Annotated in this window: 25 protein-coding genes; 12 read left to right on the top strand and 13 right to left on the bottom strand. The window is 72.2% G+C overall.

From position 1 onward, the window contains the following. Positions 1–3: 3 nt before the first annotated feature. The 5 genes from ACIRQY_RS19010 to hemL all read right to left on the bottom strand — a co-directional run bounded on the left by ACIRQY_RS19010 (position 4) and on the right by hemL (position 5052). On the bottom strand, positions 4–741 hold the full coding sequence (locus tag ACIRQY_RS19010; RefSeq protein ID WP_351789464.1) for a cytochrome c biogenesis protein CcdA: 738 nt from the start codon (positions 739–741) through the stop codon (positions 4–6). A 4-nt stretch (positions 742–745) separates the two neighbouring features. Then, entirely contained in the window at positions 746–1351 is a 606-nt protein-coding gene (locus ACIRQY_RS19005; protein ID WP_403927025.1) for a TlpA family protein disulfide reductase, read from the bottom strand. 77 nt (positions 1352–1428) lie between these two features. Further along, the gene (locus ACIRQY_RS19000; protein WP_403927022.1) at positions 1429–2757 is read right to left on the bottom strand and encodes a hypothetical protein; all 1329 of its coding nucleotides are present in this window, start codon (positions 2755–2757) and stop codon (positions 1429–1431) included. Between the two features lie 211 nt (positions 2758–2968). After that, positions 2969–3709, bottom strand: coding sequence for a histidine phosphatase family protein (locus ACIRQY_RS18995; RefSeq protein WP_403927019.1), 741 nt, complete (start codon positions 3707–3709; stop codon positions 2969–2971). Continuing rightward, positions 3706–5052 carry a glutamate-1-semialdehyde 2,1-aminomutase gene (gene hemL / locus ACIRQY_RS18990; protein WP_351789452.1) on the bottom strand — a complete coding sequence of 449 codons (1347 nt, stop codon included), beginning with the start codon at positions 5050–5052 and terminating at the stop codon, positions 3706–3708. The genes ACIRQY_RS18995 and hemL overlap by 4 nt, the downstream gene beginning before the upstream one ends. A 230-nt stretch (positions 5053–5282) precedes the next feature. Between hemL and ACIRQY_RS18985 the strand changes: the two genes are divergently transcribed. Next, on the top strand, positions 5283–5885 hold the full coding sequence (locus ACIRQY_RS18985; RefSeq protein WP_351789450.1) for a hypothetical protein: 603 nt from the start codon (positions 5283–5285) through the stop codon (positions 5883–5885). A gap of 331 nt (positions 5886–6216) precedes the next feature. On the opposite strand, the gene ACIRQY_RS18980 is transcribed toward ACIRQY_RS18985, so the two are convergent. Further along, entirely contained in the window at positions 6217–8181 is a 1965-nt protein-coding gene (locus ACIRQY_RS18980; protein WP_351789447.1) for an APC family permease, read from the bottom strand. A gap of 184 nt (positions 8182–8365) precedes the next feature. On the opposite strand from ACIRQY_RS18980, the gene ACIRQY_RS18975 reads away from it, so the two are divergent. Then, a complete protein-coding gene (locus ACIRQY_RS18975) occupies positions 8366–8770 on the top strand; it encodes a MerR family transcriptional regulator (RefSeq protein WP_403927313.1) in 405 nt (134 codons plus the stop codon). A gap of 15 nt (positions 8771–8785) precedes the next feature. Here ACIRQY_RS18975 and ACIRQY_RS18970 read toward each other — a convergent pair whose 3' ends face one another. Continuing rightward, the gene (locus ACIRQY_RS18970; protein ID WP_403927015.1) at positions 8786–9766 is read right to left on the bottom strand and encodes an ABC transporter substrate-binding protein; all 981 of its coding nucleotides are present in this window, start codon (positions 9764–9766) and stop codon (positions 8786–8788) included. Positions 9767–10029: 263 nt separating this feature from the next. On the opposite strand from ACIRQY_RS18970, the gene ACIRQY_RS18965 reads away from it, so the two are divergent. Next, complete coding sequence (locus ACIRQY_RS18965; protein WP_351789443.1) at positions 10030–10272, top strand: hypothetical protein; 243 nt, start codon at positions 10030–10032, stop codon at positions 10270–10272. 221 nt (positions 10273–10493) lie between these two features. Here the strand turns inward: ACIRQY_RS18965 and ACIRQY_RS18960 are convergent, their stop codons facing one another. Then, the gene (locus ACIRQY_RS18960) at positions 10494–11129 is read right to left on the bottom strand and encodes a TIGR03086 family metal-binding protein (RefSeq protein WP_403927012.1); all 636 of its coding nucleotides are present in this window, start codon (positions 11127–11129) and stop codon (positions 10494–10496) included. Between the two features lie 258 nt (positions 11130–11387). Here ACIRQY_RS18960 and ACIRQY_RS18955 point away from each other — a divergent pair, with 258 nt between their 5' ends. Continuing rightward, positions 11388–12248 (top strand): DUF6597 domain-containing transcriptional factor, encoded by an 861-nt coding sequence (locus tag ACIRQY_RS18955; protein WP_403927010.1) that lies wholly within the window; start codon positions 11388–11390, stop codon positions 12246–12248. 14 nt (positions 12249–12262) lie between these two features. Then, on the top strand, positions 12263–12841 hold the full coding sequence (locus ACIRQY_RS18950; RefSeq protein WP_403927008.1) for a GNAT family N-acetyltransferase: 579 nt from the start codon (positions 12263–12265) through the stop codon (positions 12839–12841). On the opposite strand, the gene ACIRQY_RS18945 is transcribed toward ACIRQY_RS18950, so the two are convergent. Further along, entirely contained in the window at positions 12838–13287 is a 450-nt protein-coding gene (locus tag ACIRQY_RS18945; protein ID WP_403927006.1) for a GNAT family N-acetyltransferase, read from the bottom strand. The two genes, ACIRQY_RS18950 and ACIRQY_RS18945, sit on opposite strands and share 4 nt — an antisense overlap. A 197-nt stretch (positions 13288–13484) precedes the next feature. On the opposite strand from ACIRQY_RS18945, the gene ACIRQY_RS18940 reads away from it, so the two are divergent. Continuing rightward, positions 13485–14336 carry an NAD(P)H-binding protein gene (locus ACIRQY_RS18940; protein ID WP_403927003.1) on the top strand — a complete coding sequence of 284 codons (852 nt, stop codon included), beginning with the start codon at positions 13485–13487 and terminating at the stop codon, positions 14334–14336. 219 nt (positions 14337–14555) lie between these two features. After that, on the top strand, positions 14556–15293 hold the full coding sequence (locus tag ACIRQY_RS18935) for a Mut7-C RNAse domain-containing protein (protein WP_403927001.1): 738 nt from the start codon (positions 14556–14558) through the stop codon (positions 15291–15293). A 124-nt stretch (positions 15294–15417) separates the two neighbouring features. On the opposite strand, the gene ACIRQY_RS18930 is transcribed toward ACIRQY_RS18935, so the two are convergent. Both ACIRQY_RS18930 and ACIRQY_RS18925 read right to left on the bottom strand, forming a co-directional pair. Continuing rightward, entirely contained in the window at positions 15418–15900 is a 483-nt protein-coding gene (locus ACIRQY_RS18930) for a MarR family winged helix-turn-helix transcriptional regulator (RefSeq protein WP_351789424.1), read from the bottom strand. 50 nt (positions 15901–15950) lie between these two features. Then, positions 15951–16511: a TetR family transcriptional regulator gene (locus tag ACIRQY_RS18925; RefSeq protein ID WP_403926998.1), complete on the bottom strand. Its 561-nt coding sequence runs from the start codon at positions 16509–16511 to the stop codon at positions 15951–15953. A gap of 89 nt (positions 16512–16600) precedes the next feature. Here ACIRQY_RS18925 and ACIRQY_RS18920 point away from each other — a divergent pair, with 89 nt between their 5' ends. After that, complete coding sequence (locus tag ACIRQY_RS18920; RefSeq protein ID WP_403926995.1) at positions 16601–18052, top strand: FAD-dependent monooxygenase; 1452 nt, start codon at positions 16601–16603, stop codon at positions 18050–18052. 61 nt (positions 18053–18113) lie between these two features. Here the strand turns inward: ACIRQY_RS18920 and ACIRQY_RS18915 are convergent, their stop codons facing one another. Continuing rightward, entirely contained in the window at positions 18114–18575 is a 462-nt protein-coding gene (locus ACIRQY_RS18915; protein WP_403926992.1) for a hypothetical protein, read from the bottom strand. A gap of 96 nt (positions 18576–18671) precedes the next feature. Between ACIRQY_RS18915 and ACIRQY_RS18910 the strand changes: the two genes are divergently transcribed. Then, positions 18672–19007 carry a YnfA family protein gene (locus ACIRQY_RS18910; protein WP_366446002.1) on the top strand — a complete coding sequence of 112 codons (336 nt, stop codon included), beginning with the start codon at positions 18672–18674 and terminating at the stop codon, positions 19005–19007. A gap of 66 nt (positions 19008–19073) precedes the next feature. Further along, positions 19074–19838: an SDR family NAD(P)-dependent oxidoreductase gene (locus ACIRQY_RS18905; RefSeq protein WP_403926989.1), complete on the top strand. Its 765-nt coding sequence runs from the start codon at positions 19074–19076 to the stop codon at positions 19836–19838. Between the two features lie 85 nt (positions 19839–19923). On the opposite strand, the gene ACIRQY_RS18900 is transcribed toward ACIRQY_RS18905, so the two are convergent. Beyond that, positions 19924–21117 (bottom strand): RtcB family protein, encoded by a 1194-nt coding sequence (locus ACIRQY_RS18900; RefSeq protein ID WP_403926987.1) that lies wholly within the window; start codon positions 21115–21117, stop codon positions 19924–19926. A gap of 175 nt (positions 21118–21292) precedes the next feature. On the opposite strand from ACIRQY_RS18900, the gene ACIRQY_RS18895 reads away from it, so the two are divergent. Both ACIRQY_RS18895 and ACIRQY_RS18890 read left to right on the top strand, forming a co-directional pair. Continuing rightward, on the top strand, positions 21293–22186 hold the full coding sequence (locus ACIRQY_RS18895) for a DUF3558 domain-containing protein (RefSeq protein ID WP_403926984.1): 894 nt from the start codon (positions 21293–21295) through the stop codon (positions 22184–22186). A gap of 129 nt (positions 22187–22315) precedes the next feature. Then, positions 22316–23050, top strand: coding sequence for a DUF3558 domain-containing protein (locus tag ACIRQY_RS18890; RefSeq protein WP_403926981.1), 735 nt, complete (start codon positions 22316–22318; stop codon positions 23048–23050). Positions 23051–23065 lie beyond the last annotated feature (15 nt).

Below are 23065 nucleotides of genomic sequence, written 5' to 3'. Positions count from 1 at the left end.
AACTCAGATCCCCACCGTGAAACCGCTGGACCAGCCCTGCATCGTGGCGACCATGCTGTCCCACACACCTGTGAGGAGCAGGACACCGGTGAGGAGCATCATGCCGCCGCCGACGCGCATCACCCACACATAGTGCTTCTTCATCCAGCCGAACGCGCCGAGCGCCTTGCGGAAGGCGACGGCGGCGAGCACGAACGGCACGCCGAGTCCGACGCAGTACGCGAAGGCGAGTATCGCCCCGCGTCCGGCGCTGGCCTCCTGGAGGGCGAGGGCGTTGACCGAGGCGAGGGTCGGGCCGATGCACGGGGTCCAGCCGATGCCGAAGAGCGCGCCGAGCAGCGGCGCGCCGAGCAGTCCGGTGACGGGCTTCTTGTGGAAGCGGAACTCGCGCTGGGTGAACCAGGGCATCAGCCCGAGGAAGAAGACGCCCATGAGGATCATGAGCACGCCGAGGATCGTGGTGAGCGTGCCCCGGTACTCCTGGAGCGTGGAGCCGAAGTAGCCGAAGAGCGCGCCGCCGGAGACGAACACGGCGGTGAAGCCGAGGACGAAGAGGAGGGCGCCCGCGGTCATCCGGCCGCGGCGCTGCTCGGCCAGGTCGGTGCCGGTGACCCCGGTGACGTAGGAGAGGTAGCCGGGGACGAGCGGGAGCACGCACGGGGAGAAGAAGGAGACCAGCCCGCCGAGCAACGCGAGGGGCAGGGCGAGCAGCAGGGCTCCGCTGGTGACGGTCTCGTTCACCGGCTCACTTCTCCTTGAGGAGCGGCTCGATCATCGAGCGGAGCTTCTCCTCGTTGAGCGCCATGAGGGAGCGGGCCGCGATCCGGCCCTCCTTGTCGAGGACGACGGTGGAAGGAATGGACTGCGGGCTGAGCGTGCCCTTGGGGAAGCCGAAGAGGATCAGTTCGCCCTGCGGGTCGTAGAGGCTGGGGTAGGTGACCCCGTAGTCCTCCTCGAAGGCGAGGGCGGGCTGCTTGTTGGGGTCGCGGGTGTTGAGGCCGACGAACTCGACGCCCTGCGCCTTGAGGTCCTTGGAGACCTTGGCGAAGTGCGGGGCCTCGGCCCGGCAGGGGGCGCACCAGGAGCCCCAGACGTTGAGGACGACGACCTTGCCCTTGAGGGAGGCGACGTCGAGCTGTTCGCCTTCGAGGGTCTCGCCCGCGAGCTTTCCGGGGGCCGCGCGTTCACCCTTGGCGACGGTGGCGATGCCGCCCGCGTCGGTCACGAAGTTGGTGTTGCCACCGCCGCCGGACTTGCCGTTGCTGTCGCCGCCGCAGGCCGAGAGCGTGAGGGCGGCGGTCAGCACTCCGACGGCGAGCAGGGTGCGTCGAGGGGCACGGCTAAGGCTCATGTGAAAAGTTTCGCATGGGCGTTTGGGGGATCTTGGGCACCCCCCTACGTGCCCGGAAAGCCCCTTGTCAAGATCGCCTAAGCCGCGGGGGCGGACGAGTCGGGCGCCGGGGCGGAGGAGTAGGCGGTCGGGGTGGGCTGAGTGGCCGGGGCGGGCCTCAGGAAGGTGTTCCAGCCCCCGGCCGGCTTCTGTCCGACGTCCAGGGTACGCAGTTTCGCGAGGATCTTCGGGTCCTGGACGTCGAGCCAGTCGGTGAACTGCCGGAAGGAGACGAGACGCACCTCCTTCTTTCCGGCCATTCCCTTGAGGGCTTCCTCGACGGCGTCCATGTAGATGCCGCCGTTCCACTGTTCGAAGTGGTTGCCGATGAAGAAGGGGGCGCGGTTCGAGGTGTACGCGCGGTTGAATCCGGCCAGATAGGCTCCGGCGGCCTGCTCGCGCCAGCCCTTGTAGCGGGAGGGCATTCCCTTGGTCGTGTTCTTCGACTGGTTGGCGAGCATGTTGTAGTCCATGGAGAGGACTTCGAAGGAGCGTCCGGGGAAGGGCACCGCCTGGAGGGGCAGGTCCCAGATGCCCTGGCGCTTGTCGGGCCAGACCTGCCGGCCGCCGGGCGAGCTGGCGTCGTAGCGCCAGCCGAGCCGCTTGGCGGTGGGGAGCAGCTTGTCCTGGCCGAGGAGGCAGGGGGTGCGGCCACCGACGAGTTCCTTGGTGTAGTCGAACGGCAGCGGGTCGAGGTCGGTCCAGCCGCTGTGGGTCTTCCACTCGGTGACGAACTTCATCGCCTGGTCGATCTCGCTCTGCCACTGGGCCGGGGTCCAGTTGCCGACGGAGCCGGAGCCGCCGCAGAAGTGCCCGTTGAAGTGGGTGCCGATCTCGTGGCCCTCCAGCCACGCCTGCCGGGTGTACTTCAGGGTGTCCTTGATGTGGTCGTCGGTGAGGTAGCCGATGTCGGAGGCGCCGACGCGGTTGTTCGGCGGGCGGTAGAGGTTCTTCTTGGACTCGGGGAGGAGGTAGATCCCGGAGAGGAAGAAGGTCATCGCCGCGTCGTGGCTCTTGGCGAGTTCGAGGAAGCGGGGGAAGAGTCCGTTGCCGACCTCGCCCGCGCCGTCCCAGGAGAAGATCACGAACTGGGGCGGGGTCTGGCCGGGTTCGAGGGGGACGGGGGCGTCGGGCTGGTGCGGCTGCTTGCCGGTGTCGGCGGTGGAACCGTCGCCGATGAGCTTGACGTCGTCCTTGGCGGGGGTGGGCTTGCCCGGTCCGGTCGAGCTTTCGCCCCCCTTGCCCGGTCCGGTCCGTTCGGACGTGCCCTGTTCGCCCGTGCTGCACGCGGCCAGTCCCAGCGCCGCCGCGGCCCCGGCGCCCGCTCCGAGCAGCCCCCTTCGACTGATCCCGCTGTTCCCGCGCATGGCATCCCCATTCGACCTGACGTACGAGATGAACGTCATCCAAACCGACAATGAGTGAGATGCCGGGAGGAACACGGAGGTTCCGGGAAATAGCACAAAAATTTTAGGGCGGTCGATTGGCATGAACACCAAACGACCGCCCCAGCACTCTGGACCGCGCGCTCCACACTGTCCAGGGCGACCGGTCCGCGCCCCGGAACCTCCGGACGGACTACGCCCCGAACGCCTTCGACTTCCCCTTCACCGGCTTCGCCCCCGCCAGCAGATGCGCCGGTACGAGGTCCCGGGCGGGCTCGCTGTAACCGACCGAGACGATCCTGTCGCCCCGGTACGTGAACGAGGTCAGCGAGGCGAGCGTGCACTGCCGCCGCCGCGGGTCGTGCCACAGCCGCCGCTTCTCCACGAAGCTGCGGACGATCCAGATCGGCAGCTGATGGCTGACGCAGACCGCCTCGTGGCCCCGGGCCGCGTCCTTCGCCGCGTCCAGCGCGCCCATCATGCGGACGACCTGCTCGATGTACGGCTCGCCCCAGGACGGCTGGAACGGATTGGTGAGGTGCTTCCAGTTCCCCGGCTTGCGCAGGGCCCCGTCACCGACGCCGAAGGTCTTGCCCTCGAAGACGTTCGCCGCCTCGATCAGCCGCTCGTCGCTCGCCAGGTCCAGGCCGTGCGTCTTCGCCACCGGCGCCGCCGTCTCGCGCGCCCGCTCCAGCGGGGAGGCGACGACGTACGTGATGTCCCGGTCCGCCAGCGACTCCGCGACCCGGTCCGCCATCTTCCGGCCCAGCTCCGACAGGTGGTAGCCGGGACGGCGCCCGTAGAGGACACCCTCCGGGTTGTGCACCTCGCCGTGCCGCACCAGATGGACGACGGTGATGTCCTCGGCGCCCTTCGGGCTCTCCTTCACCGGAGCGTCCTCCCGCTCCCCCTCGGTCCGCGCGCGCTCGCTCATGCCGTCGCCTCCGCGGCGGCACGGGCGGCGGCGGGCAGCGCGGCGGCGATCCGCTCGATCGCCCGCTCGTCGTGGGAGGCCGACACGAACCAGGACTCGAACGCGGACGGCGGCAGATACACCCCGTCGGCCAGCATCGAGTGGAAGAAGGCATTGAAACGGAAGGCTTCCTGCCGCTTCGCCTCGTCGTAGTTCCGCACCTCGTCGGCGGTGAAGAACACCGAGAACATGTTGGACGCGGTCTGCAGCCGGTGCGCCACGCCCTCCTTCGCCAGGGCGCCCGTGACCAGGCCCTGGATCTCCGCCGAGACCGCGTTCACCCGCGCGTACGCCGGGTCGTCGAGCAGCCGCAGCTGCGCGAGACCGGCGGCCGTCGCGACCGGGTTCCCGGAGAGCGTGCCCGCCTGGTAGACCGGCCCGGCCGGAGCCAGATGGCCCATGACGTCGGCCCGCCCGCCGAACGCGGCGGCCGGGAAGCCGCCGCCCATGACCTTGCCGAAGGTCAGCAGGTCGGCCTTGACCCCGTCCACGCCGTACCAGCCCGCCCGCGAGGTGCGGAAACCGGTCATCACCTCGTCGGAGACGTACAGCGCGCCGTTCTCCCGGCACAGGTCCGCGAGCCCCTGGTTGAAGCCGGGCAGCGGCGGCACCACACCCATGTTGCCGGGCGAGGCCTCCGTGATGACACAGGCGATCTCGCCCGGGTGCGCGGCGAACGCGGCCCGCACGGCCTCCAGGTCGTTGTAGGGGAGCACGATCGTGTCCCCGGCCTGCGCCCCGGTCACGCCCGGGGTGTCGGGCAGCCCCAGGGTGGCCACCCCGGAACCGGCCGAGGCGAGCAGCGCGTCGACGTGGCCGTGGTAGCAGCCCGCGAACTTGACGACCTTCGCGCGCCCGGTGAACCCGCGGGCCAGCCGGATCGCGGACATCGTCGCCTCCGTGCCGGAGGAGACCAGGCGCACCTGCTCGACCGGCTCGACCCGCGCGACGATCTCCTCGGCGAGGGCCACCTCGCCCTCGCCGGGCGTCCCGAAGGAGGTCCCCCGGCCCACGGCCTCCCGCACCGCCGCGGTGACCTCGGGATGCGCGTGGCCCAGGATCATCGGACCCCACGAGCAGACGAGGTCGACGTACTCCCGCCCGTCCGCGTCGGTGAGGTAGGGACCGGAACCGGACACCATGAACCGGGGCGTTCCGCCCACGGCCCGGAAGGCACGCACCGGTGAGTTCACGCCGCCGGGCGTCACGAGGGACGCGCGGTCGAAAAGCGTCTGTGAGACTGGGGCTTCGTATGAATACGGCACTGTGATCCTGACCTGCGAGAACGACTGAGGGCACGACATCGGGAACGGACGGACGGTGCGGACACCCCCGGTATTACGCCGGGGCGTTCGCCCTCCGCGTCTGCGAAACTGGGGCGACATGGGGATGACTCACGGAATCCATGGTGTCAGAGGCCACGGCGTTCTTGCGGACAGGTGTTTCACCGTACGAACGCGGGGGAGGTCACTGACACGATGATCGGGTTGCGCGGCGGGGTCGTGTTGCCGAGAAGAAGCAGTCGGGTGGAGATATGCATCGCGGTGGCGGACCGGGCGAGGGGACGGACGATCTGGGTCCGGAGTCTGCCCGGCGGGGGAGACACCGGCGCCGGCGGACCGAGGACCCGACGGCGGGCGGGCAGGGGGGCGCCTCGGGCACCCCTGGCGAGCCGGCCCCCCGAAGCAGGAGCGGCCGGTTGGGAGTGACCTACAAGTACTTCGGCGCGCCCAACGGCGCCACGGCGGCCCGCGTCCCCATCTCCATGCGGCCCGAGGAGCTCGGCGGCGACGAGCTCGGCATGGGCGGCATGTTCAGCAAGATCAAGCCGGAGACCATAGCCGCGATGGTCCTCACCGGCATCCAGGGGATGCCCCTGCACAAGGTGCCGCCCCTGGAACTGGTCGTGCTGCACCCGGACTACGCGGTGGTGAAACTGCCGATGACCGTGGTCGACCCGCTGCGCGGGATCGGCGAGGAGTCGGTGGGCGCCGCGGCCTTCATCTGGTCCACGGTCCCGGACCGGGGCGGCCCGCGCGACGCGTTCGACGTCTACCAGCTGCTCCACGAGTGGCAGGACTTCTCGGTCCGCCTCCACGAGGCGGGCCACCAGCCGTACTGCCTGGTGTGGCCCTGACGACGGGTGGGCGGACGGGGTCCCGGCCGGACGGGGGCACGGCCGGACGGCCCGGCGGGTGAACGGCCCGGTACGGCCCTGACGGCAGGTGCGCCGACACGGCCGGTGGGTGGACGCGACGGGTGCGGGGCCGGGGGCCGGGCGGCGCCCGGTCCGGCCCGCCGGGACCGTGAGCCCGGCGCGTGTCGGCCCCGGCGTCCCGGCCGTCTTCGAACCGGGTGGGGTCGACCGCCCCGGCCCCGGGTGGGTCCCGCGCGTCCCGGCCACGGGGCCCGGGCGTCTCGCACCCGGGTGGGTCCGGCCGTCCCGGCCCCGGCCTCGTCCGTCCTTCTCAGACACGGCCCTCCGCCTCCCGTGCCGCCTTCGCCCGCTCGGCGGCCAGCTCACGGGCCGAGGCCAGCCGGTACGGCACGTCGATCGTGACGACGTTCTTCATGAACAGCAGCCGGGCCTTGAGCCGCAGCGCGCTCTGGTTGTGCAGCGGCTGCTCCCACCAGCGCCCCACCACGTACTCGGGGATGACCACCGAGACCACCGCGTCCCCCGTGCGCTCGGGCGCGTCCCTGACGTGCCGCAGCACCGGCTGGACGATCGAGCGGTACGGGGAGCTGAGCACCCGCAGCGGTACGTCGATGCCGTGCGCGTCCCAGCTCGCCCGGAGCGCCTCCGCCTCCGCCGGGTCCTCCGCCACGGTGACGGCGGTGAGCGACGCGGGACGCAGGGTCAGGGCGTAGGACAGCGCCCGCAGACTGGGCGCGTTGACCGAGGCGACCAGCACCAGGACATGGTTCTCGGCGAGGGCGCGGGGCCGGACGTCGGCCTCCACGGCGACCTCGGCGGCGACGGCGTCGTAGTGCCGCCGCACCCCCTTCATGCCCGCGAAGAGCAGCGGCATCGCGAGGACGACGATCCAGGCACCGTGGGTGAACTTGGTGATGAGGACGATCACGAGGACGACCGCCGTGAGACAGGCGCCGAAGCCGTTGATGGTGAGGCGGCGGCGGATGCCGTGCCGGTCCGCCGCCCCGGCGGGCGTGGCGAGTTCCCGCCGCCAGTGCTTGACCATGCCCGCCTGGGAAAGGGTGAAGGAGACGAAGACGCCGATGATGTAGAGCTGGATGAGGCGGGTCAGCTCCGCGTCGAAGGCGACGATCAGGACGATCGCGGCGAGCGCGAGGAGGACGACGCCGTTGGAGTAGACGAGCCGGTCGCCGCGGTGGACGAGCTGCCGGGGCGCGTAGCGGTCGCGGGCGAGGACCGACGCGAGCATCGGGAAGCCGTTGAAGGCGGTGTTGGCCGCCAGGACCAGGACGCCCGCGGTGACGGCCTGGAGCAGGTAGAAGAGGACGTGCCAGTCGCCGAAGGTGGCCCGTCCGATCTGGGCGAGCGCGGTGGACATCGGGGTGCCGGGAGCAAGGCCGAGTTCCGTGGGGTCCTCGGCGACGTGGACCTCGTAGACCATGGCGAGCACCGTGATCCCGAAGAACATGGTCACGGAGAGCCCGCCCATGATCGCGAGCGTCATGGCCGCGTTGCGGCTCTTCGGCCTGGCGAACGCGGGTACGCCGTTGCTGACGGCCTCGACCCCGGTGAGCGCGGTGCAGCCGGAGGCGAAGGCGCGCAGCGCGAGCAGCACCAGCGCGATCCCGGAGTAGGTGGAGACCGCCTCCACGGGCAGCCGGGCGGACTCGGCGCGGATCGTCGTACCGGTCGCCATCCGGACGGCGGCCACCGCGAACATCAGGTAGACGACGCTGATGAAGGCGTACGTGGGGAGCGCGAACCAGCGCCCCGACTCCCGCACCCCGCGCAGGTTCATCCAGGCCAGGACGGCGACGAAGAAGACCGAGAGGGCCACGGCGTGCCCGTCGAGCGAGGGGACCGCCGAGGTGATCGCGGCGACCCCGGAGACGACCGAGACGGCGACGGTCATCACGTAGTCGATGAGCAGCGCGGACGCGGCGGTGAGCGCGGCGGTCCGCCCGAGGTTCTCGGAGGAGACCACGTAGGCGCCGCCGCCGCCCGGGTAGGCGTAGCAGGTCTGCCGGTAGGAGGCGACGACGACCAGGAGCAGGACGACGATGCCGATCGCCGCGTACCAGGCGAGGTGCAGCACCGCGAGGCCGCCGAGCGCGAGGATCAGCAGGATCTCCTCGGTGGCGTACGCGACGGAGGAGAGCGGGTCGCTGCAGAAGATCGGCAGCGCGAGCCGCTTCGGCAGCAGGGTCTCCCCGAGCCGGCCGCTGTCCAACGGACGACCGACCAGCAGGCGTTTCGCCGCACTTCCAGCTCTCATAAGTGATGAAGTTAGGACGAATGGCATGTCATGCGCGTACGCCGCGCCCTGGGGGAACCCCGTACGCCTCGGGGACGCCCGCACGAGGAAGGATCTGGCCGTGAGCGGAGCAGCGGAGAGCCGGGAAGCCCGGGAGTACCGGGGAGCACGCGGGCCCGGGGACGCGCGGTCGTCCGGCGCCCCCCTGCAGATCGGGGAGGTCGCCACCCGGACCGAACTGCCCCTGCGCACCATCCGCCAGTACGAGGACAGCGGTCTGGTCGTGCCGTCCGCCGCCTCGCCCGGCGGGTTCCCGCTCTACACGGACGCCGACGTGGACCGGCTCATGGTGGTCCGCCGGATGAAGCCGCTCGGCTTCACCCTCGACGAGACCCGTGAGCTGCTGGCCGCGGTGGACCGGCTGACCGCCGACCGCGCGGGCACGGCCACGGAGCTGGAACCGGAGCAGCGGGCCGCGCTCCTGGCCCGCGTCCGGCGGTACGAGCGGGCCGCGGCGGAACGGGTCGCCGAACTGCGGGCGCAGCTGGGCCGCGCCGAGGAGTTCGCCGACTCGCTCCGCCGCACCCGTCTCACGGCGGTATCGGTCTGACCGGGGTCGGGCAGGTCAGGGAGCGAGCGTCCGGGCCAGCTCGTGGAAGAAGCGCGCGTAGGCAGCGGGGCTGGGCGGGGTCTCGGGGTTCCAGGCGGTGCGCGGGACGTGCGCGAGGGGCCCGTCCGGCGGCGTGGCGTGGGCCCGGCTGTCGAAGAGGACCAGGTCGGGCCGGAGCTCGGCGGCGCGGGCCCAGTCGGCGGTGAGCCAGTTGGCCCCGGGGCCCGGTCCGGGGTCGAGCAGCCGTACGCCCAGTTCGGCGAGGCGCGCCAGCTCGGGCCAGGCGTCCGGGCGGGCCAGGTGCACCTGCTCGGGACCGGCGCCGGAGAGCGCGAGCACGGCGGCCCCGCCCCGCCCCGCGGCCTCCCGCAGCGCCCGCTCGGCGACGGGCAGGGCGGTGAGCGGCGGGGCGGTGGCGGGAGCAGCCGTGACGGGAGGGGTGGCAGCGCCGGGCGGGGTGATGGCGACTGGCGGTGCGGTGGCGGGCCGTGCGGTGGCGGGCGGCGCGGTGGCGGCGGGCAGGGTGGTGGCCTCCGCCTCGCCGTCCCTTCCACCGGGGTCGGGGCGGGCGCCCAGACCGGTGGCGAGCGCCGCGAACCGGTCGAGGATCGCCCCGAGGGTGAGTTCGCCACCGACGGAGAGCGCCACGAGCGGCACCCCGAGCCGCTCGGCGACGGCCTCGTCGAGCGCGTACGGGCTCTTCCCGTCATAGGTCACGTCGACGAGCACGTCCGGCCGCAGCGACCGCAGCCGCTCCTCGTCCAGGGTCCGGCCCGGCCCGAGGTACGTCACGGCCGCCGCCCCGAGCCCGCCCTCCTTCGCGGGGTCGGGGGCCTCCCCGTCGTGCCCGGAGCCGTAGACGGCGACCGGGGTCACCCCCAGATCGCAGAGGGCCGCCCCGGCCCGTATGTACGCCACCACCCGTCGTGGGACGCGGGCCGCCCCCAGCTCCGTACCCCTGTCGTCCGTGAATCCCCATGCCTGAGTACCGGACATGCGGCTACTCCCTCCCCGGCCGGAATGTGCCTCTTCCGCCACCTTGGAACGACTGCCCGGCCCGCACAAGAGGGCCTGTCGTCCGGTGGTGGACATCCGGCCCGGGGGGACCAAGGTCCCGGGACCCCCTGCCGAAAGTCCTCCCCGGTGGTGTTAACTGAACAGGTCGGGAGGAAGCAGTAGGAATCGATCGTGCCTCCGTGCCCGCGCGCCACCTGCCGGGGCGCGCCACGCGCGGGCGGCCTCTCGCTCTGGAGTGAGCCATGTCCTTGCCCGGCCAGTTCTCCGACCCCCGTGTCCTCACCCTGTTCGGCCTGCTCGCCGTCTCGACGGTGGTGTGGCTGTCGCTCGGCCTGCGCTCCCGTGCGCGCCGCGACCGGGCGGGTGTCCCGCTGGCGCGGGTGTGGCACCCGCTGGAATCGACGTCCCTGACACCCGCGGAGGAGCACGCCTTCGGCCAGGTCGTCTCCCGGCTCTCCCTGGGCCAGGCGGGCCGCCTCCGCTGATTCCGGGGGCGGCGGAGGGGCGGAGGCCCGGGGCGGTTCCGGGGCGGGGCCGAGACCAGGTGCCAGGGGTGCGCCCGTGAACGCGACCGGGTCCCGGAGCGCCGACCGGGCGACCGGATCTCCGGCGGCGCCCGGTCGCCCCCGGCCCCGCTTCCCCGTACTCCTCGGTCGTTCTCAGCCGTCCCGGTCGCTCTCAGTCGTCTCAGTGGTTCTCGGTGGTCTCAGCCGTTCTCGGTCGTCGTCGAGGCGTGGGTCCCGGCCGGGCGCGGGTCGTGGGTGGTGGCGGGCCGGGGGGCGCGGCCGGTCGTCGCGAGCAGCCGTTCGAAGGCGGTGGCGTCGGCGGGCGGCTCGACCGCCTCCCCGAAGACACCGGCCTTCCGGGCCATCGGCGCCATCCCCTCCACCTCTTCGGCGAGTCCCTCGACCACGGCCGGATCGGGCTCGAAGCGGCGCCCGGTGGCGCGGGCGAGGTCCCAGGCGTGCACGGTGAGGTCGAGCAGCACCATGCAGCCGACGGTCCGCGCGGGCAGGCCGAGGGACCCGGTGGTGCCCTCGTCGGCGCCCGGCGCCGACCAGGCGTCCACCAGCTTCCCGGTCTCGTCCTCGAAGCGGTCGCGCCAGTCGGCGTCGGCGAGCCGGTCCGGGGCGCCGGAGAAGTCGGCGGACCGCTTGGCGGCGAGGGCCTGGAAGTTCACCACCACGTCGAAGAGGTGGTTCAGAAGAGCACGGACGTCGTACTCGGCACAGGGCGTGGGCGCGCCCAGAGCCGTGTCGGGGGTGTCCCTGACGAGGGGCACGGCGTGCGCGGCGGCGGTACGGAGGAGGGAGCCGACGCGGGGCGGGTTGGTGTTCGTCATGAGACCGACGTTCCGGGAACATGCCCACGACCGTCTTGAAGAAACGCGCCAGACCGAAGACTTGTCCCGCGCACGGCCCAGTACGGGGGGATGGACACGAGGACCGGAGCGGCGGCTGGGGCGGAAGTGACGGGGTCGGGGTGGTGACGGTGGAGGGTCGGGGTGGTAGCGGTGGCGGAGGTGACGGCGCCGCAAGGCTCGGGGGTGGCCTCAGGGATAGCCTCGGGGCGGCCTCAGGGGCGCGCCTAGCATCGAAGGATGGCCGATTCCGCTCCTCGCCGGGACATGCGGGGCATCGTCGACCCCGCCGAACTGCTCGCCCGGGTCCGCTTCCGACGGCACACCCCGGCGCCGGAACTGCGGCCCTATCTGGAGCACTACTGGCTGATCGACTGGAATCTCGACCAGCCGTACGTCAGCCGTCTCGTCCCGCACCCGTCGGTGAACGTCGTCTTCCAGCGGTACGGGCCGATCGGCGCCCCCACGGCCTCGGCGCACGCGTCCGCCGAGGTCTCGGGCATCGGGCACGGCCTGTTCACCCAGGAACTGGCGGAGTCCGGCCGGGTCTGCGGGGCGCAGTTCCGGCCCGGCGGCTTCCGGCCGTTCGCGCCCGCGTGGCCGGTGTCGGTGTGGACCGGCCGCCGGGTCCCGGCGGCCGGGGTGTTCCCGCAGGGGCCGGGCTCCCCTGACCCGCTGTCCCGGATGCTCTCCCCCGACGCGGACCACGCGCGCGTGGCGGCGCTCGACGCGTTCCTGCTGGCCCACGGTCCCGTCCCCGATCCGGCCGCCGACCGGGCCATGGAACTGGTCGATCTGATCCGCACGGACCGGACGGTCCGCAGGGTCTCCCGGCTGGCGGCCTCGTCGGGTCTGTCGGCGCGCTCGCTCCAGCGGCTGTTCGCTTCCCACGTGGGCGTGGGGCCGAAGTGGGTGATCCTCCGGTACCGCGTCCATGAGGCCCTGGAGCGCGCCGACGCGGCGCGGGCTCCGGAGGGACCCGACTGGGCGGGGATCGCGGCGGAACTGGGCTACAGCGACCAGGCCCACCTCGTACGGGACTTCACTGCGACGGTCGGGGTGCCGCCGACCGCGTACGCCCGGGGACTGTCAGCCCCCTGACCTACCGTACGAGCATGGAGAACGACATCTCAGCCGTACGTCTCGACGCCTGGTCCGAGGACGACGCCGAGCTGCTGCGCGCCCTGAACGCACCGGAACTGACGGAGCATCTCGGCGGCCCGGAGACCGAGGAGCAGCTCGTTCGGCGCCACCGCCGCTATGTGGGCCTGAGCGCGGACGGCACGGGAGCCGGGCGGATGTTCCGGATCACGCTGGAGCCGGAGGGGGTCGTGGCGGGCAGCATCGGCTTCTGGGTGCGCGGTGGGGACGGCGAACCGGCGTACGAGACCGGCTGGAGCGTGCTGCCGGGCTTCCAGGGCCGGGGCGTGGCGACGGCCGCCACGCGCGCGGTGGCCGTCGAGGCCCGGCGCGCGGGCCTGCACCGCTTCCTGCACGCGTACCCCTCGACGGAGAACGCGCCGTCGAACGCGGTGTGCCGCAAGGCCGGGTTCGACCTGCTCGGCGAGCGGGACTTCGAGTACCCGCCGGGCCACCTGATGCGCTGCAACGACTGGCGGCTCGACCTGACGGGCCCGCTCCGGCGTGCGCGCCAGTCGTCGCCGGGCGGGCGGGACTTGCGGAACGCGCCTTAGGAGGCGTCCCCGCCCGGGGTGAGCGGCCGGGTGAAGTGGAAGGCCACGATGTCGAACCGTTCGCGCAGGTAGAAGCGATGGGCTCCGGTGCGGTGGGTGCCGGAGTCGAGGGCGAGTTCATGGCAGCCCGCGGCGCGCGCGTGGCCCTCCAGATGCGTGACGAGGGCGTGGCCGACGCCGGTGGAACGGTCCGCGGCGGCGGTCACCAGATCGTCCACGTACAGCTTGCGCGGGGAGCTGGTGCTGTGGACGATCCGCCAGCCGGCCGCACCCGCACAGCGACCGTCGTCCGCATAGGCGGCACTGAATCGCAGACCCTGGGCATGCCCCGCCGCGTACACCTCGCGGAACAGCTCGGCGGTGAGGTGGGGCCGGAGTTCGGTGAGGACCGGAAGGAGGTCGCTCTCCAGCCGGGGGTCACCGGGCTCAAGATCGATGATCTTCATGGCGGGACGGTACCTCAGGGATCTTTCAGGGTTGACGACCTGGGCACGGGCCTGGATATTTATCTGCGTGACGCAGTCAATGTGCCACGCAGATCAATGCCCGTTCCAGCTCCCCTCACGCACGAACTCACTCACTCACGCACTCACGCACTCACGCACTCACGCACTCACGCACTCACGCACTCAGAAGGAATCCCATGACCGTCCTCGTCACCGGCAGCCGTGGCCGTGTCGCCTCCGTCCTGCTCGAACTGCTCGGCACCGCGGGGATCGAGGCCAGAGCCGCTTCCAAGCACCCCGGCGAACTCTCCCCACCGCCCGGGGTCGGCACCGTGCGGTGCGACCTCGGCGATCCGGCCACCTTCGACGCGGCCCTGGACGGCGTCGACTCGGTCTTCCTGTACGCCGCGCCGCGCCATGCCGAGACCTTCGCGGACCGGGCCCGCGCGGCGGGCGTCGGGCATGTCGTCCTCCTCTCCTCCAGCTCGGTCCTCGCCCCGGACGCCGAGCGGAACGCCGTCGCCGCCTCCCATCTGACCGCCGAGCGCGCCCTCTCCGCGGCGGCGGCGACCGGAGCCTTCGAGACCACCCTGCTCCGTCCGGGCGCCTTCGCCACGAACGCCCTGCAGTGGGCCCGCCCGCTGCGCGCCGGACACGGGCCCGCACTACCCGTCCCGCACGCGTACGGGGACCCGATCCACGAGCGGGACCTCGCCGAGGCCGCCTTCGCCGTGCTCACCGAGCCCCGGCTGCGCGGCACCGCCCACCATCTGACCGGCCCCGAGTCGCTGACCTTCGTCGAGCAGCTCGCGGTCCTCGCCGGGGTGACGGGACGACCGGCACCGCACACCGTGACCACCCCCGAGCGGTGGAAGGAGTCCGTCGCCGCCTTCATGCCGGGAGCCTTCGCCGATGCCCTGCTGTCCCACTGGTCCACCCACGACGGACGGCCGGCTCCCCTGACCCGCACCGTCGAGGAACTGACGGGGCACCCTGCCCGCACCTTCGCCGAGTGGGCCACCGACCACAGGGAGGCGTTCCCCGTCTGAGTGACCGGCCCACACCACCACCCACACCACATGACCGGCACGGACCACGCGCCGACAGAGCGGCCCGTCAGCCCAGAGCCCGGCCGCCCCGGGCTGCGGGCGGGTGACGCCCTCTCCTCGGCCTCCCGCCCCGGCCGCCCCGGCAGTCCCGGCAGTCCCGGCCGCCCCGGCGAGGAATTCGCCTGGTCACCCCTCCCGGACCGATGCCATCCTGTCCCCGTGAACGGACCGAAGATCCAGATCAGTTTCGCCCCCGGCCTCGGAGTCTTCGTCGCGGCGGAGCGCCGCACGGGCTCGACGGCCCTGACCACCGACGGCACCTCCTCGCTCGGGCACGTCGTGGAGTCCCTCGGTGTGCCGCGCACCGAGACGGGACGGCTCGTCGTCGACGGGCGGCCCGTCGACGCCTCGCACGTCCCGGCGGCGGGCGAGACGGTCGAGGTGGAGGGTGTCGCCCGCCCGCAGCCGGTGCCGGGTGCGCCGCTGCGGTTCCTGCTCGACGTGCACCTGGGCACCCTGGCCAGGCGGCTGCGTCTGCTCGGGGTGGACGCGGCCTACGAGAGCGAGGACATCGGCGATCCCGCGCTCGCCGCGCTCTCGGCCGAGGAGAGGCGCGTGATGCTCTCCCGGGACCGGGGCCTGCTGCGCCGCCGCGAGCTGTGGGCGGGTGCCTATGTCTACAGCGACCAGCCGGAGGAGCAGCTCCGGGACGTCCTGGAGCGTTTCGCGCCCCCGCTCGCGCCCTGGACCCGCTGTACGGCGTGCAACGGAAGGCTGAGCGACGCGGACAAGGAAGCGGTGCGCGAGCGGCTGGAGCACGGCACGGAGAAGACCTACGACGTGTTCGCCGAGTGCGTGGAGTGCGGCCGGGTCTACTGGCGCGGGGCGCACCACTCCCGCCTGGAGGAGATCGTGACCGAGGCGGTACGGGAGTTCGGCGCCCCGACAACGGCCTGAGGCAACGGCGGGATGGTCCTCCTGGGGGGGGTGCCGGGGGGCGTGTCCGGCGGTCCGGGCACAGGTCCGGCCGGTGACCGGTGGCCCGGTGACCGGTGGCTCGGTGGCTCGGTGGCCCTGTAAGTCAGTCGAGGCCGCCGCGGAGGCGCTCGATCTGGGCGGCGCTGACCTCGACGGTCCGCCGCATATGGGCGATGAGCAGGGCGAGTTCGGCATCGCTGTAGGCCTCGAACATGGTGCCCCAGGTGTCGTTGAGCTTGCGCCACAGGTCTCCGAGTTCCGCGACCCGCTCGGGCGCGAGCGTGACCAGGACCCGGCGCCGGTCCTCGGTGTCGCGTTCGCGCGTCGCGTAGCCGGACCGTTCGAGGCGGTCGACGAGCCGGGTGGCCGAGCCCGTGGTGAGTCCGGTCAGCTCGGCGACCCGGCCGGTGGTCACCGGCCCCTCCTCCAGGCTGAGCAGGTTCAGACACTGCACGTCGGTCGGGTGGAGCCCCAGGTGGTCGGCGACGGCCTGGTTGAACAGGGCGTAGGCGGCCATGTAGCGGCGGGCCTCCCCGAACAGCTCGTCCTTCAGGGCGGCACGCCGGCCGGAACTCTTCTGCGGCATGTGAAGAGTGTACGAACCGGGCACCCGGATCCCGGGGCGGGCGGCCGCGCTCAGGGGGCCTCGGCGGTCAGATAGCGCTGCACGGTCGGGCCGAGCCAGGCCACGATCTCCTCGGGGGTCATCTCGACGGCGGGCGGCAGCCGCAGCACATAGCGGGTGAGCGCCATACCGAGGATCTGCGAGGCCACCAGCGCGGCGCGGCGCGGGGCATCAGCGGGATCGGGGCAGACGCCCCGGGTGACGGGCCCGAGCTGCTGCGCGAAGACCTCCTGCATCCGCTCGGCCCCCGCCGCGTTCGTGACCCCGACCCGGAGCATCGCGGTGAGGACCTCGTCCCGCTCCCAGCGCTCCAGGAAGTGGGTGACGAGGACGGCCCCGACGTGCCGTGCGGGAAGGGCTCCCAGCTCGGGCAGGCCGATCTCGATCTCCGACGCGGCGGCGAACAGGCCCTCCTTGTTGCCGTAGTAGCGCATGACCATCGACGGGTCGATCCCGGCGTCACGGGCGATGGCCCGGATGGTGGCGCGGTCGTATCCGTCGGAGGCGAAGCGTTCCCGGGCGGCCTCCAGGATGGCGGCCCTGGTGGCGTCGGAGCGTCGGGCGGTCTTCATACCAACAACTGTAGGCCAACAAGCGTTGACATTCCATCCGCCCCGGCCCTACAGTTGTCAACAAGCGTTGACCAACAGATGTTGACCAAATGGTCGTGGACACCCTGGAGGCAGCCATGAGCACCACGGAGCGGACGGACGCACAGGTACTCGTCGTCGGCGCGGGCCCCACCGGCCTGCTGCTCGCCGGCGACCTCGCCGCCGCGGGCATCGACGTCACCCTCGTCGAGCGCCGCCCGCACGACCTCGGCAACCTGACCCGCGCCTTCGGCGTCCACGCCAGAACGATGGAGCAACTGGACGCCCGGGGCCTCGCGGACGAGCTCCTCGCCACCGGCACGACCCTCGACCGCGCACGGCTCTTCAACGCGCTCGACATCGACATCACCCAGCTGCCCAGCCGCTTCAACCATCTGCTCGTCACCCCGCAGTACGAGGTGGAGAGGCTCCTGGAGCGACGGGCCGTGGAGGCGGGCGTCACCTTCCGGTACGACACGGAGCTGCGCGGACTGCGTCAGGACGCCGACTCCGTCACCGCCGACCTCACCGGGCCGGACGGCACCCGTCTCACCCTCCGGGCCCGCCATCTGGTCGGCACGGACGGCACCCGCAGCGCGGTCCGCGACGCCCTGGGGCTGCCCTTCCCCGGCGGTTCCGTGATCCGCTCCCTCGTCCTCGCCGATGTGCGCCTCGCGGAGGAGCCCGAGGAGTCCTTCACCGTCAAGGGCTCCGGCGACACCTTCGCCTTCCTCATCCCGTTCGGCGACGGCTGGTACCGGGTGATGGGCTGGAGCCGCACCCGCCAGGTCGCCGACAGCACACCGGTCGACCTCGAAGAGGTCCGGGCGCTGGCCCGGCGCGCCCTCGGCACCGACCACGGCATGTACGACCCGCGCTGGGTCTCCCGCTTCCACAGCGACGAGCGCCAGGTCCCGTCCTACCGGGTGGGCCGGGTCTTCCTCGCCGGGGACGCCGCCCATGTGCACTCCCCCGCCGGGGGCCAGGGCATGAACACCGGACTCCAGGACGCCGCCAACCTCTCCTGGAAGCTCGCCGCCGTCCTGCGCGGTGACGCACCCGACCCCGAAGCCCTCCTCGACAGCTACCACGCGGAGCGCCACCCGGTCGGCGCGATGGTGCTGCGCAGCAGCGGCGCGCTCGTCCGGATCGCGATGGCCCACACCCCGCTCACCCGCGGCGCCCGCGCCCTCGGCATCCACGTCGTGAACAGGGTGCGGCCCCTCTCCTCCCGAGCCATGGGCATGATCAGCGGACTCGCCATCGCCTATCCGCCCCCGGCGGGCACCACCCGGCCCGTGGGCCGCCGCGCCCCGGACGTCCGGCTGCGCGAGGGGCGGCTCTACGAGCTGCTGCGCGCGGGCGAGTTCGTCCTGATCGCCCCGGAGGGGGCCGGCCCCGCGCTGCCGCCGGGCGCACCCGTGTCCTCCGAGCGGCTCGTCCGGGCCACCTGGCGGGACCCGGGGAAGCGGGACACGGTCCTGGTCCGCCCCGACGGCTATGTGGGATGGACGGGGCGTTGAGCCCCCGCCCCGGCCGGGGGCGCCCGGGAGGCGGCGCCCGGCCCTCCGGCGGGGCCGGGGATCAGAAGACGTACGGGTCTCCGGTGGCGAGCACCAGGACGTGGTGCCGGTCGTTGCCCGGGTTCAGGTCGGCCGCTCCGTCCCGCCAGGCCGTGGAGACGTCCACGGTCAGCTCGTCGGGGAGACCGGCGGTCCGCAGGTCGAGGGCGAGTTCACCGACGTCCCGGACGGCGGACAGCCCGCCGGTCCGGCAGGACACCACACGGTCGCTGCTCCACAGACAGGCGGGCGGCAGCTCCTGGGCGCCCGACATCGGCTCGGAGAAGGCGAGCCGGACGGTGGCCTGGGTGAGATCGGAGGGCCCCAGGTTCTCGCTGACCAGCCAGACGCCGACCCTCCCGTCCCAGAGGGAGACATGACCGTGATGGGACAGATCGGCCTCCGGCACGGCCACCGGCCCCCGGGCCACGGCGCCCGTCCCCGCACCCGTCACGACGACGGCCGCGAGAACGACCCCGAGCACGCCTTTCCTCAATCCACGCATAGGCCCAAAATACCCATGAATCATCCGATCTTCTGACAACTCATCAGCCTGCGTGTCCCATGGCACGCTGCCTTCATGCTGACCCTTCGCTCCCTCGCGCTCTTCGCCGTCGCTGCCCTGTTCGAGATCGGAGGCGCCTGGCTCGTCTGGCAGGGCGTGCGCGAGCACCGGGGCTGGGTCTGGATCGGCGCCGGAGTCATCGCCCTGGGCGCCTACGGCTTCGTCGCCACCCTCCAGCCGGACGCCGAGTTCGGCCGGGTCCTGGCGGCCTACGGAGGTGTGTTCGTCGCCGGGTCCATCCTCTGGGGCATGGCCGCGGACGGCTACCGGCCCGACCGCTGGGACGTCATCGGCGCCCTCGTCTGCCTCGCCGGGATGGCCGTGATCATGTACGCCCCCCGAGGCCGCTGACCGCCCTCGAATTATCCTGGCCGGGCGATCGACGAAATCGACCACCTGCGCGAGGAGCACCACGTCATGACTGCCCCCGGTACCCCCATCGCCGTCGTCACCGGAGCGAGCGGCGGCATCGGCGCCGCCACGGCCAGGCAGCTGGCGGCGGCCGGGTACCGCGTGGTCCTCACCGCCCGGCGCGGAGACCGCATCGAGGCCCTCGCCGCCGAGCTCAACGAGGCCGGCCACCAGGCCGCCGCCTATGTCCTCGACGTCACCGACCGCGCCGCCGTCGACGAGTTCGCCACGGCGTTCCGCAGCCTCGCCGTCCTCGTCAACAACGCGGGCGGCGCGCTCGGCGCCGACCCCGTCGCCACTGGCGACCCCGACGACTGGCGCCGGATGTACGAGGTCAACGTCATCGGCACCCTCCATGTGACGCAGGCCCTGCTCCCGGCCCTCACCGCGAGCGGCGACGGCACGGTCGTCGTCCTCTCCTCCACCGCGGGCCACGCCACCTACGAGGGCGGCGCGGGCTACGTCGCCGCCAAGAACGGCGCCCGCGTCCTCGCCGAGACCCTCCGGCTGGAGATCGTCGGCACCCCGGTCCGCGTCATCGAGATCGCCCCCGGCATGGTCAAGACCGACGAGTTCGCGACCACCCGCTTCCGGGGCGACACGGAGAAGGCCGCCAAGGTCTACGCGGGCGTGGCCGAACCCCTCACCTCGGAGGACGTCGCCGACACCATCACCTGGGCCTGCACCCGCCCCCCGCACGTCAACATCGACCTCCTGGTCGTCCGCCCCCGGGCCCAGGCCTCCAACACCAAGATCCACCGCGAGCTGTAGGGCGCGCGGGAGGGGCCGGCGCGCCGCACCGGCCCCTCCCCCACCCGCCACGGAGACGGCCCGCCCCAACGAGCCGCCCCGTGACTCAGCCCTTCACGCAGATGACCTGCTTCAGCTTGGCGACGACCTCCACCAGGTCCCGCTGCTGCTCGATGACCTGCTCGATCGGCTTGTACGCACCCGGGATCTCGTCCACGACCCCGGAGTCCTTGCGGCACTCCACGCCCCGCGTCTGCTCCTCCAGATCACGCGTCGAGAAGCGCCGCTTCGCCTCAGTGCGGCTCATCCGCCGTCCCGCGCCGTGCGAGGCGGAGTTGAAGGAGGCCTCGTTGCCCAGACCCTTCACGATGTACGAACCCGTGCCCATCGAGCCCGGGATGATCCCGAACTCCCCGGCGCCGGCCCGGATCGCGCCCTTCCGGGTGACGAGCAGGTCCATGCCCGAGTACCGCTCCTCCGCCACGTAGTTGTGATGGCAGGAGATGACCTGGTCGAAGGTCACCCGCGCCTTGCGGAACTCACGCCGGACGACCTCCTGGAAGAGCGCCATCATGGTCGCGCGGTTCCGCTTCGCGTACTCCTGCGCCCAGAAGAGGTCGTGCCGGTAGGCCGCCATCTGCGGGGTCTCCGCGACGAACACCGCCAGGTCACGGTCGACGAGCCCCTGGTTGTGCGGCAGCTTCTGGGCTTCACCGATGTGGTGTTCGGCCAGCTCCTTGCCGATGTTCCGGGACCCGGAGTGCAGCATCAGCCAGACCGCACCTGACTCATCGAGACAGAATTCGATGAAGTGGTTTCCCCCACCGAGCGTTCCCATCTGCTGTCGTGCCCGTTCCTGACGGAACTTGACTGAGTCGGCGACTCCGTCGAACCGGGACCAGAAGTCGTCCCAGCCCGCCGTCGGGAACTGGAACAGCCGTCCCGGGTCCACCTCCGTGCGGTGCAGCCCACGGCCCACCGGAATCGCCTGCTCGATCTTCGAGCGGAGCCGCGACAGATCGCCCGGCAGGTCGTTGGCCGTCAGGGAGGTCTTCACCGCCGACATGCCGCAGCCGATGTCCACGCCGACCGCCGCGGGACAGACCGCCCCCTCCATCGCGATCACCGAACCGACCGTTGCACCCTTGCCGTAGTGCACGTCGGGCATCACGGCCAGACCCTTGATCCACGGCAGCGTCGCCACGTTCTGCAACTGCCGCATGGCGCCGCTCTCGACCCCGCCGGGATCCGCCCACAGCCTGATCGGGACCCGCGCCCCCGGCACTTCGACGTACGACATAGCCCCTCGATTCCCCCGAAAAGTCTGAAAACGCAAAAACTGGAGCCAAAAGCCGTACAGGTGACAGCGGACCGGCATCAACAGCTGCGTGTGCGATAGACATTGTGTCCATCAGCCGGGTTCGCGCGGCAAACAGTTTTCGGGAAAGACTTTCGGGAGAAGGGAGCCTGGGACCGTGCAGCGAAAGAGGTACACCCCCGGCCGCACCGGGTCCACGGCGCGCACCGCCGTCGTGCTCACCCTCGGCCTCGGCCTGGGGATCGGCCTCACCGGATGCTCCTCGGGCACCCCGACCGACGACGTCTCCCTCGACGCCAAGGCCGGCCCCGCCGCGGCCGTGGCACCCCCGGGCCGCTACCGCACGCTCTTCGAGCCGTGCCGTGCCGTCCCGCAGGCCGCCCTCAAGGACCTGCTCCCCGGCGCGGCCGCACTGCCCGACGCCGAGCGCAACAAGGCCTACCGGGGCGTCGCCGCCGTCACGTACGACACCGACCGGCGGGTCGGCTGCGCCTGGAAGGCCGACACCCCCGACACCTCGCACCGGCTCGCCCTCGACATCGAGCGGGTGGTCTCGTACGACGGCTCTGTCAGCGACGACGACCGGGCGCGGGAGGTGTACGACCGCAAGCAGATCGCGGCGGGCATCCCGCTGCCGCCGACCACCCCGGCCACCACCCCCACCACACCGCCCGCGACGACCACGTCGAGCGCCCCGCACCCGTCCGCCGACGCCACCCGCGCTCCGGGCGGGAACCCGACGGGCACGACCACGGCCACCGCCTCGGACCGGCCCGCCACCGGCACCACCGGCGACCCCTCGAACACCGGCCTGGAACCCCGCGTCCTCGACGGGCTCGGCGAGACCGCGTTCCTCGACGAGGTCCTCAGCAAGGTCGGCGCGAACGGACAGCAGCGGGCCGTCAGCGTGGTGTTCCGCACATCCAACGTCATCGTGACCGTCTCCTACCGGGAGCAGACCACCGGTTCCACGGAGGCCCCCGACAGCAGAGAACTGCAGGAAAAGGCCCGGAACCTGGCCCGGCTGCTCGCCGAACGACTGGAGGAGTAGCCGTCCGGCTCCGATCCGTGAGCGCGGGACGACCACGTAACGTGTCGGCGTACCCGTGGCCCCACGCCGTGGCCGCGCCCGAGCCCCACGCCGGAGCGGCCGGCCGTACGACAAGCGACTGAAGGAACCATGCAGCGATCAGCTCCGCGACTCACCCGCATACTCGCCTGCGCAGCCGTCCCGGTGATGCTCGTCGTCGCCGGCTGCTCCTCGGGCTCCGGCGACTCCGGCTCCGGTACGAGCGGGTCGAAGGACACGGCGGCCACGACGCCCGCGACGCCGTCGCCCTCGCAGTCGACGAAGACGGTCGAACCGCCGAAGTTCGCGAAGCTGCCCGAGGCGTGCAAGGCGATCACCGCCAAGACCACCGCCGCCCTGGTGCCCAAGGCGAAGGCCAAGGCCGGCACCCGCGCCCCCTCCAGCGACCTCGACAGCCGCAGCGGCTGCTCCTGGAACGGCCTGGAGGACAAGGGTGTGAAGGGCTCGCAGTACCGCTGGCTCGACATCTCCTTCTACCGCTACGCGTCGGACGTCTCCCTCGGCAGCGGCCAGGAGCGCGCCCGGAACAGCATGACGAAGGAGCTCGCGAAGGTCGAGGACACCCCCGGCGCGCAGAAGGTCCGCGGCGCCACGGTCACGGGCATCGGCGACGAGGCGAAGACCCTGGCCTACCAGCTGCGCAAGACGAACGAGGACTTCGTCTACGCCACCGTCGTGGCCCGCACGGGCAACGTCCTGGTGATGCTCTCGTACAACGGCGCCGGATACGCGGGCGCGCCCACCCCGTCCGACAAGGTGATCATGGACGGTGCGGTGAAGGCCGCGAAGGAGGCCGTGGCCGCCGTGGCCGCAGCCAACAAGTAGTCACAAAACGGCGCA

Origin of the sequence: Streptomyces sp. NPDC101490 (assembly GCF_044767145.1) — a bacterium.
Classification (GTDB): domain Bacteria; phylum Actinomycetota; class Actinomycetes; order Streptomycetales; family Streptomycetaceae; genus Streptomyces.
The sequence above is the reverse complement of the archived record's forward strand: the minus strand, read 5'-3'. Positions and strand labels throughout refer to the sequence as shown.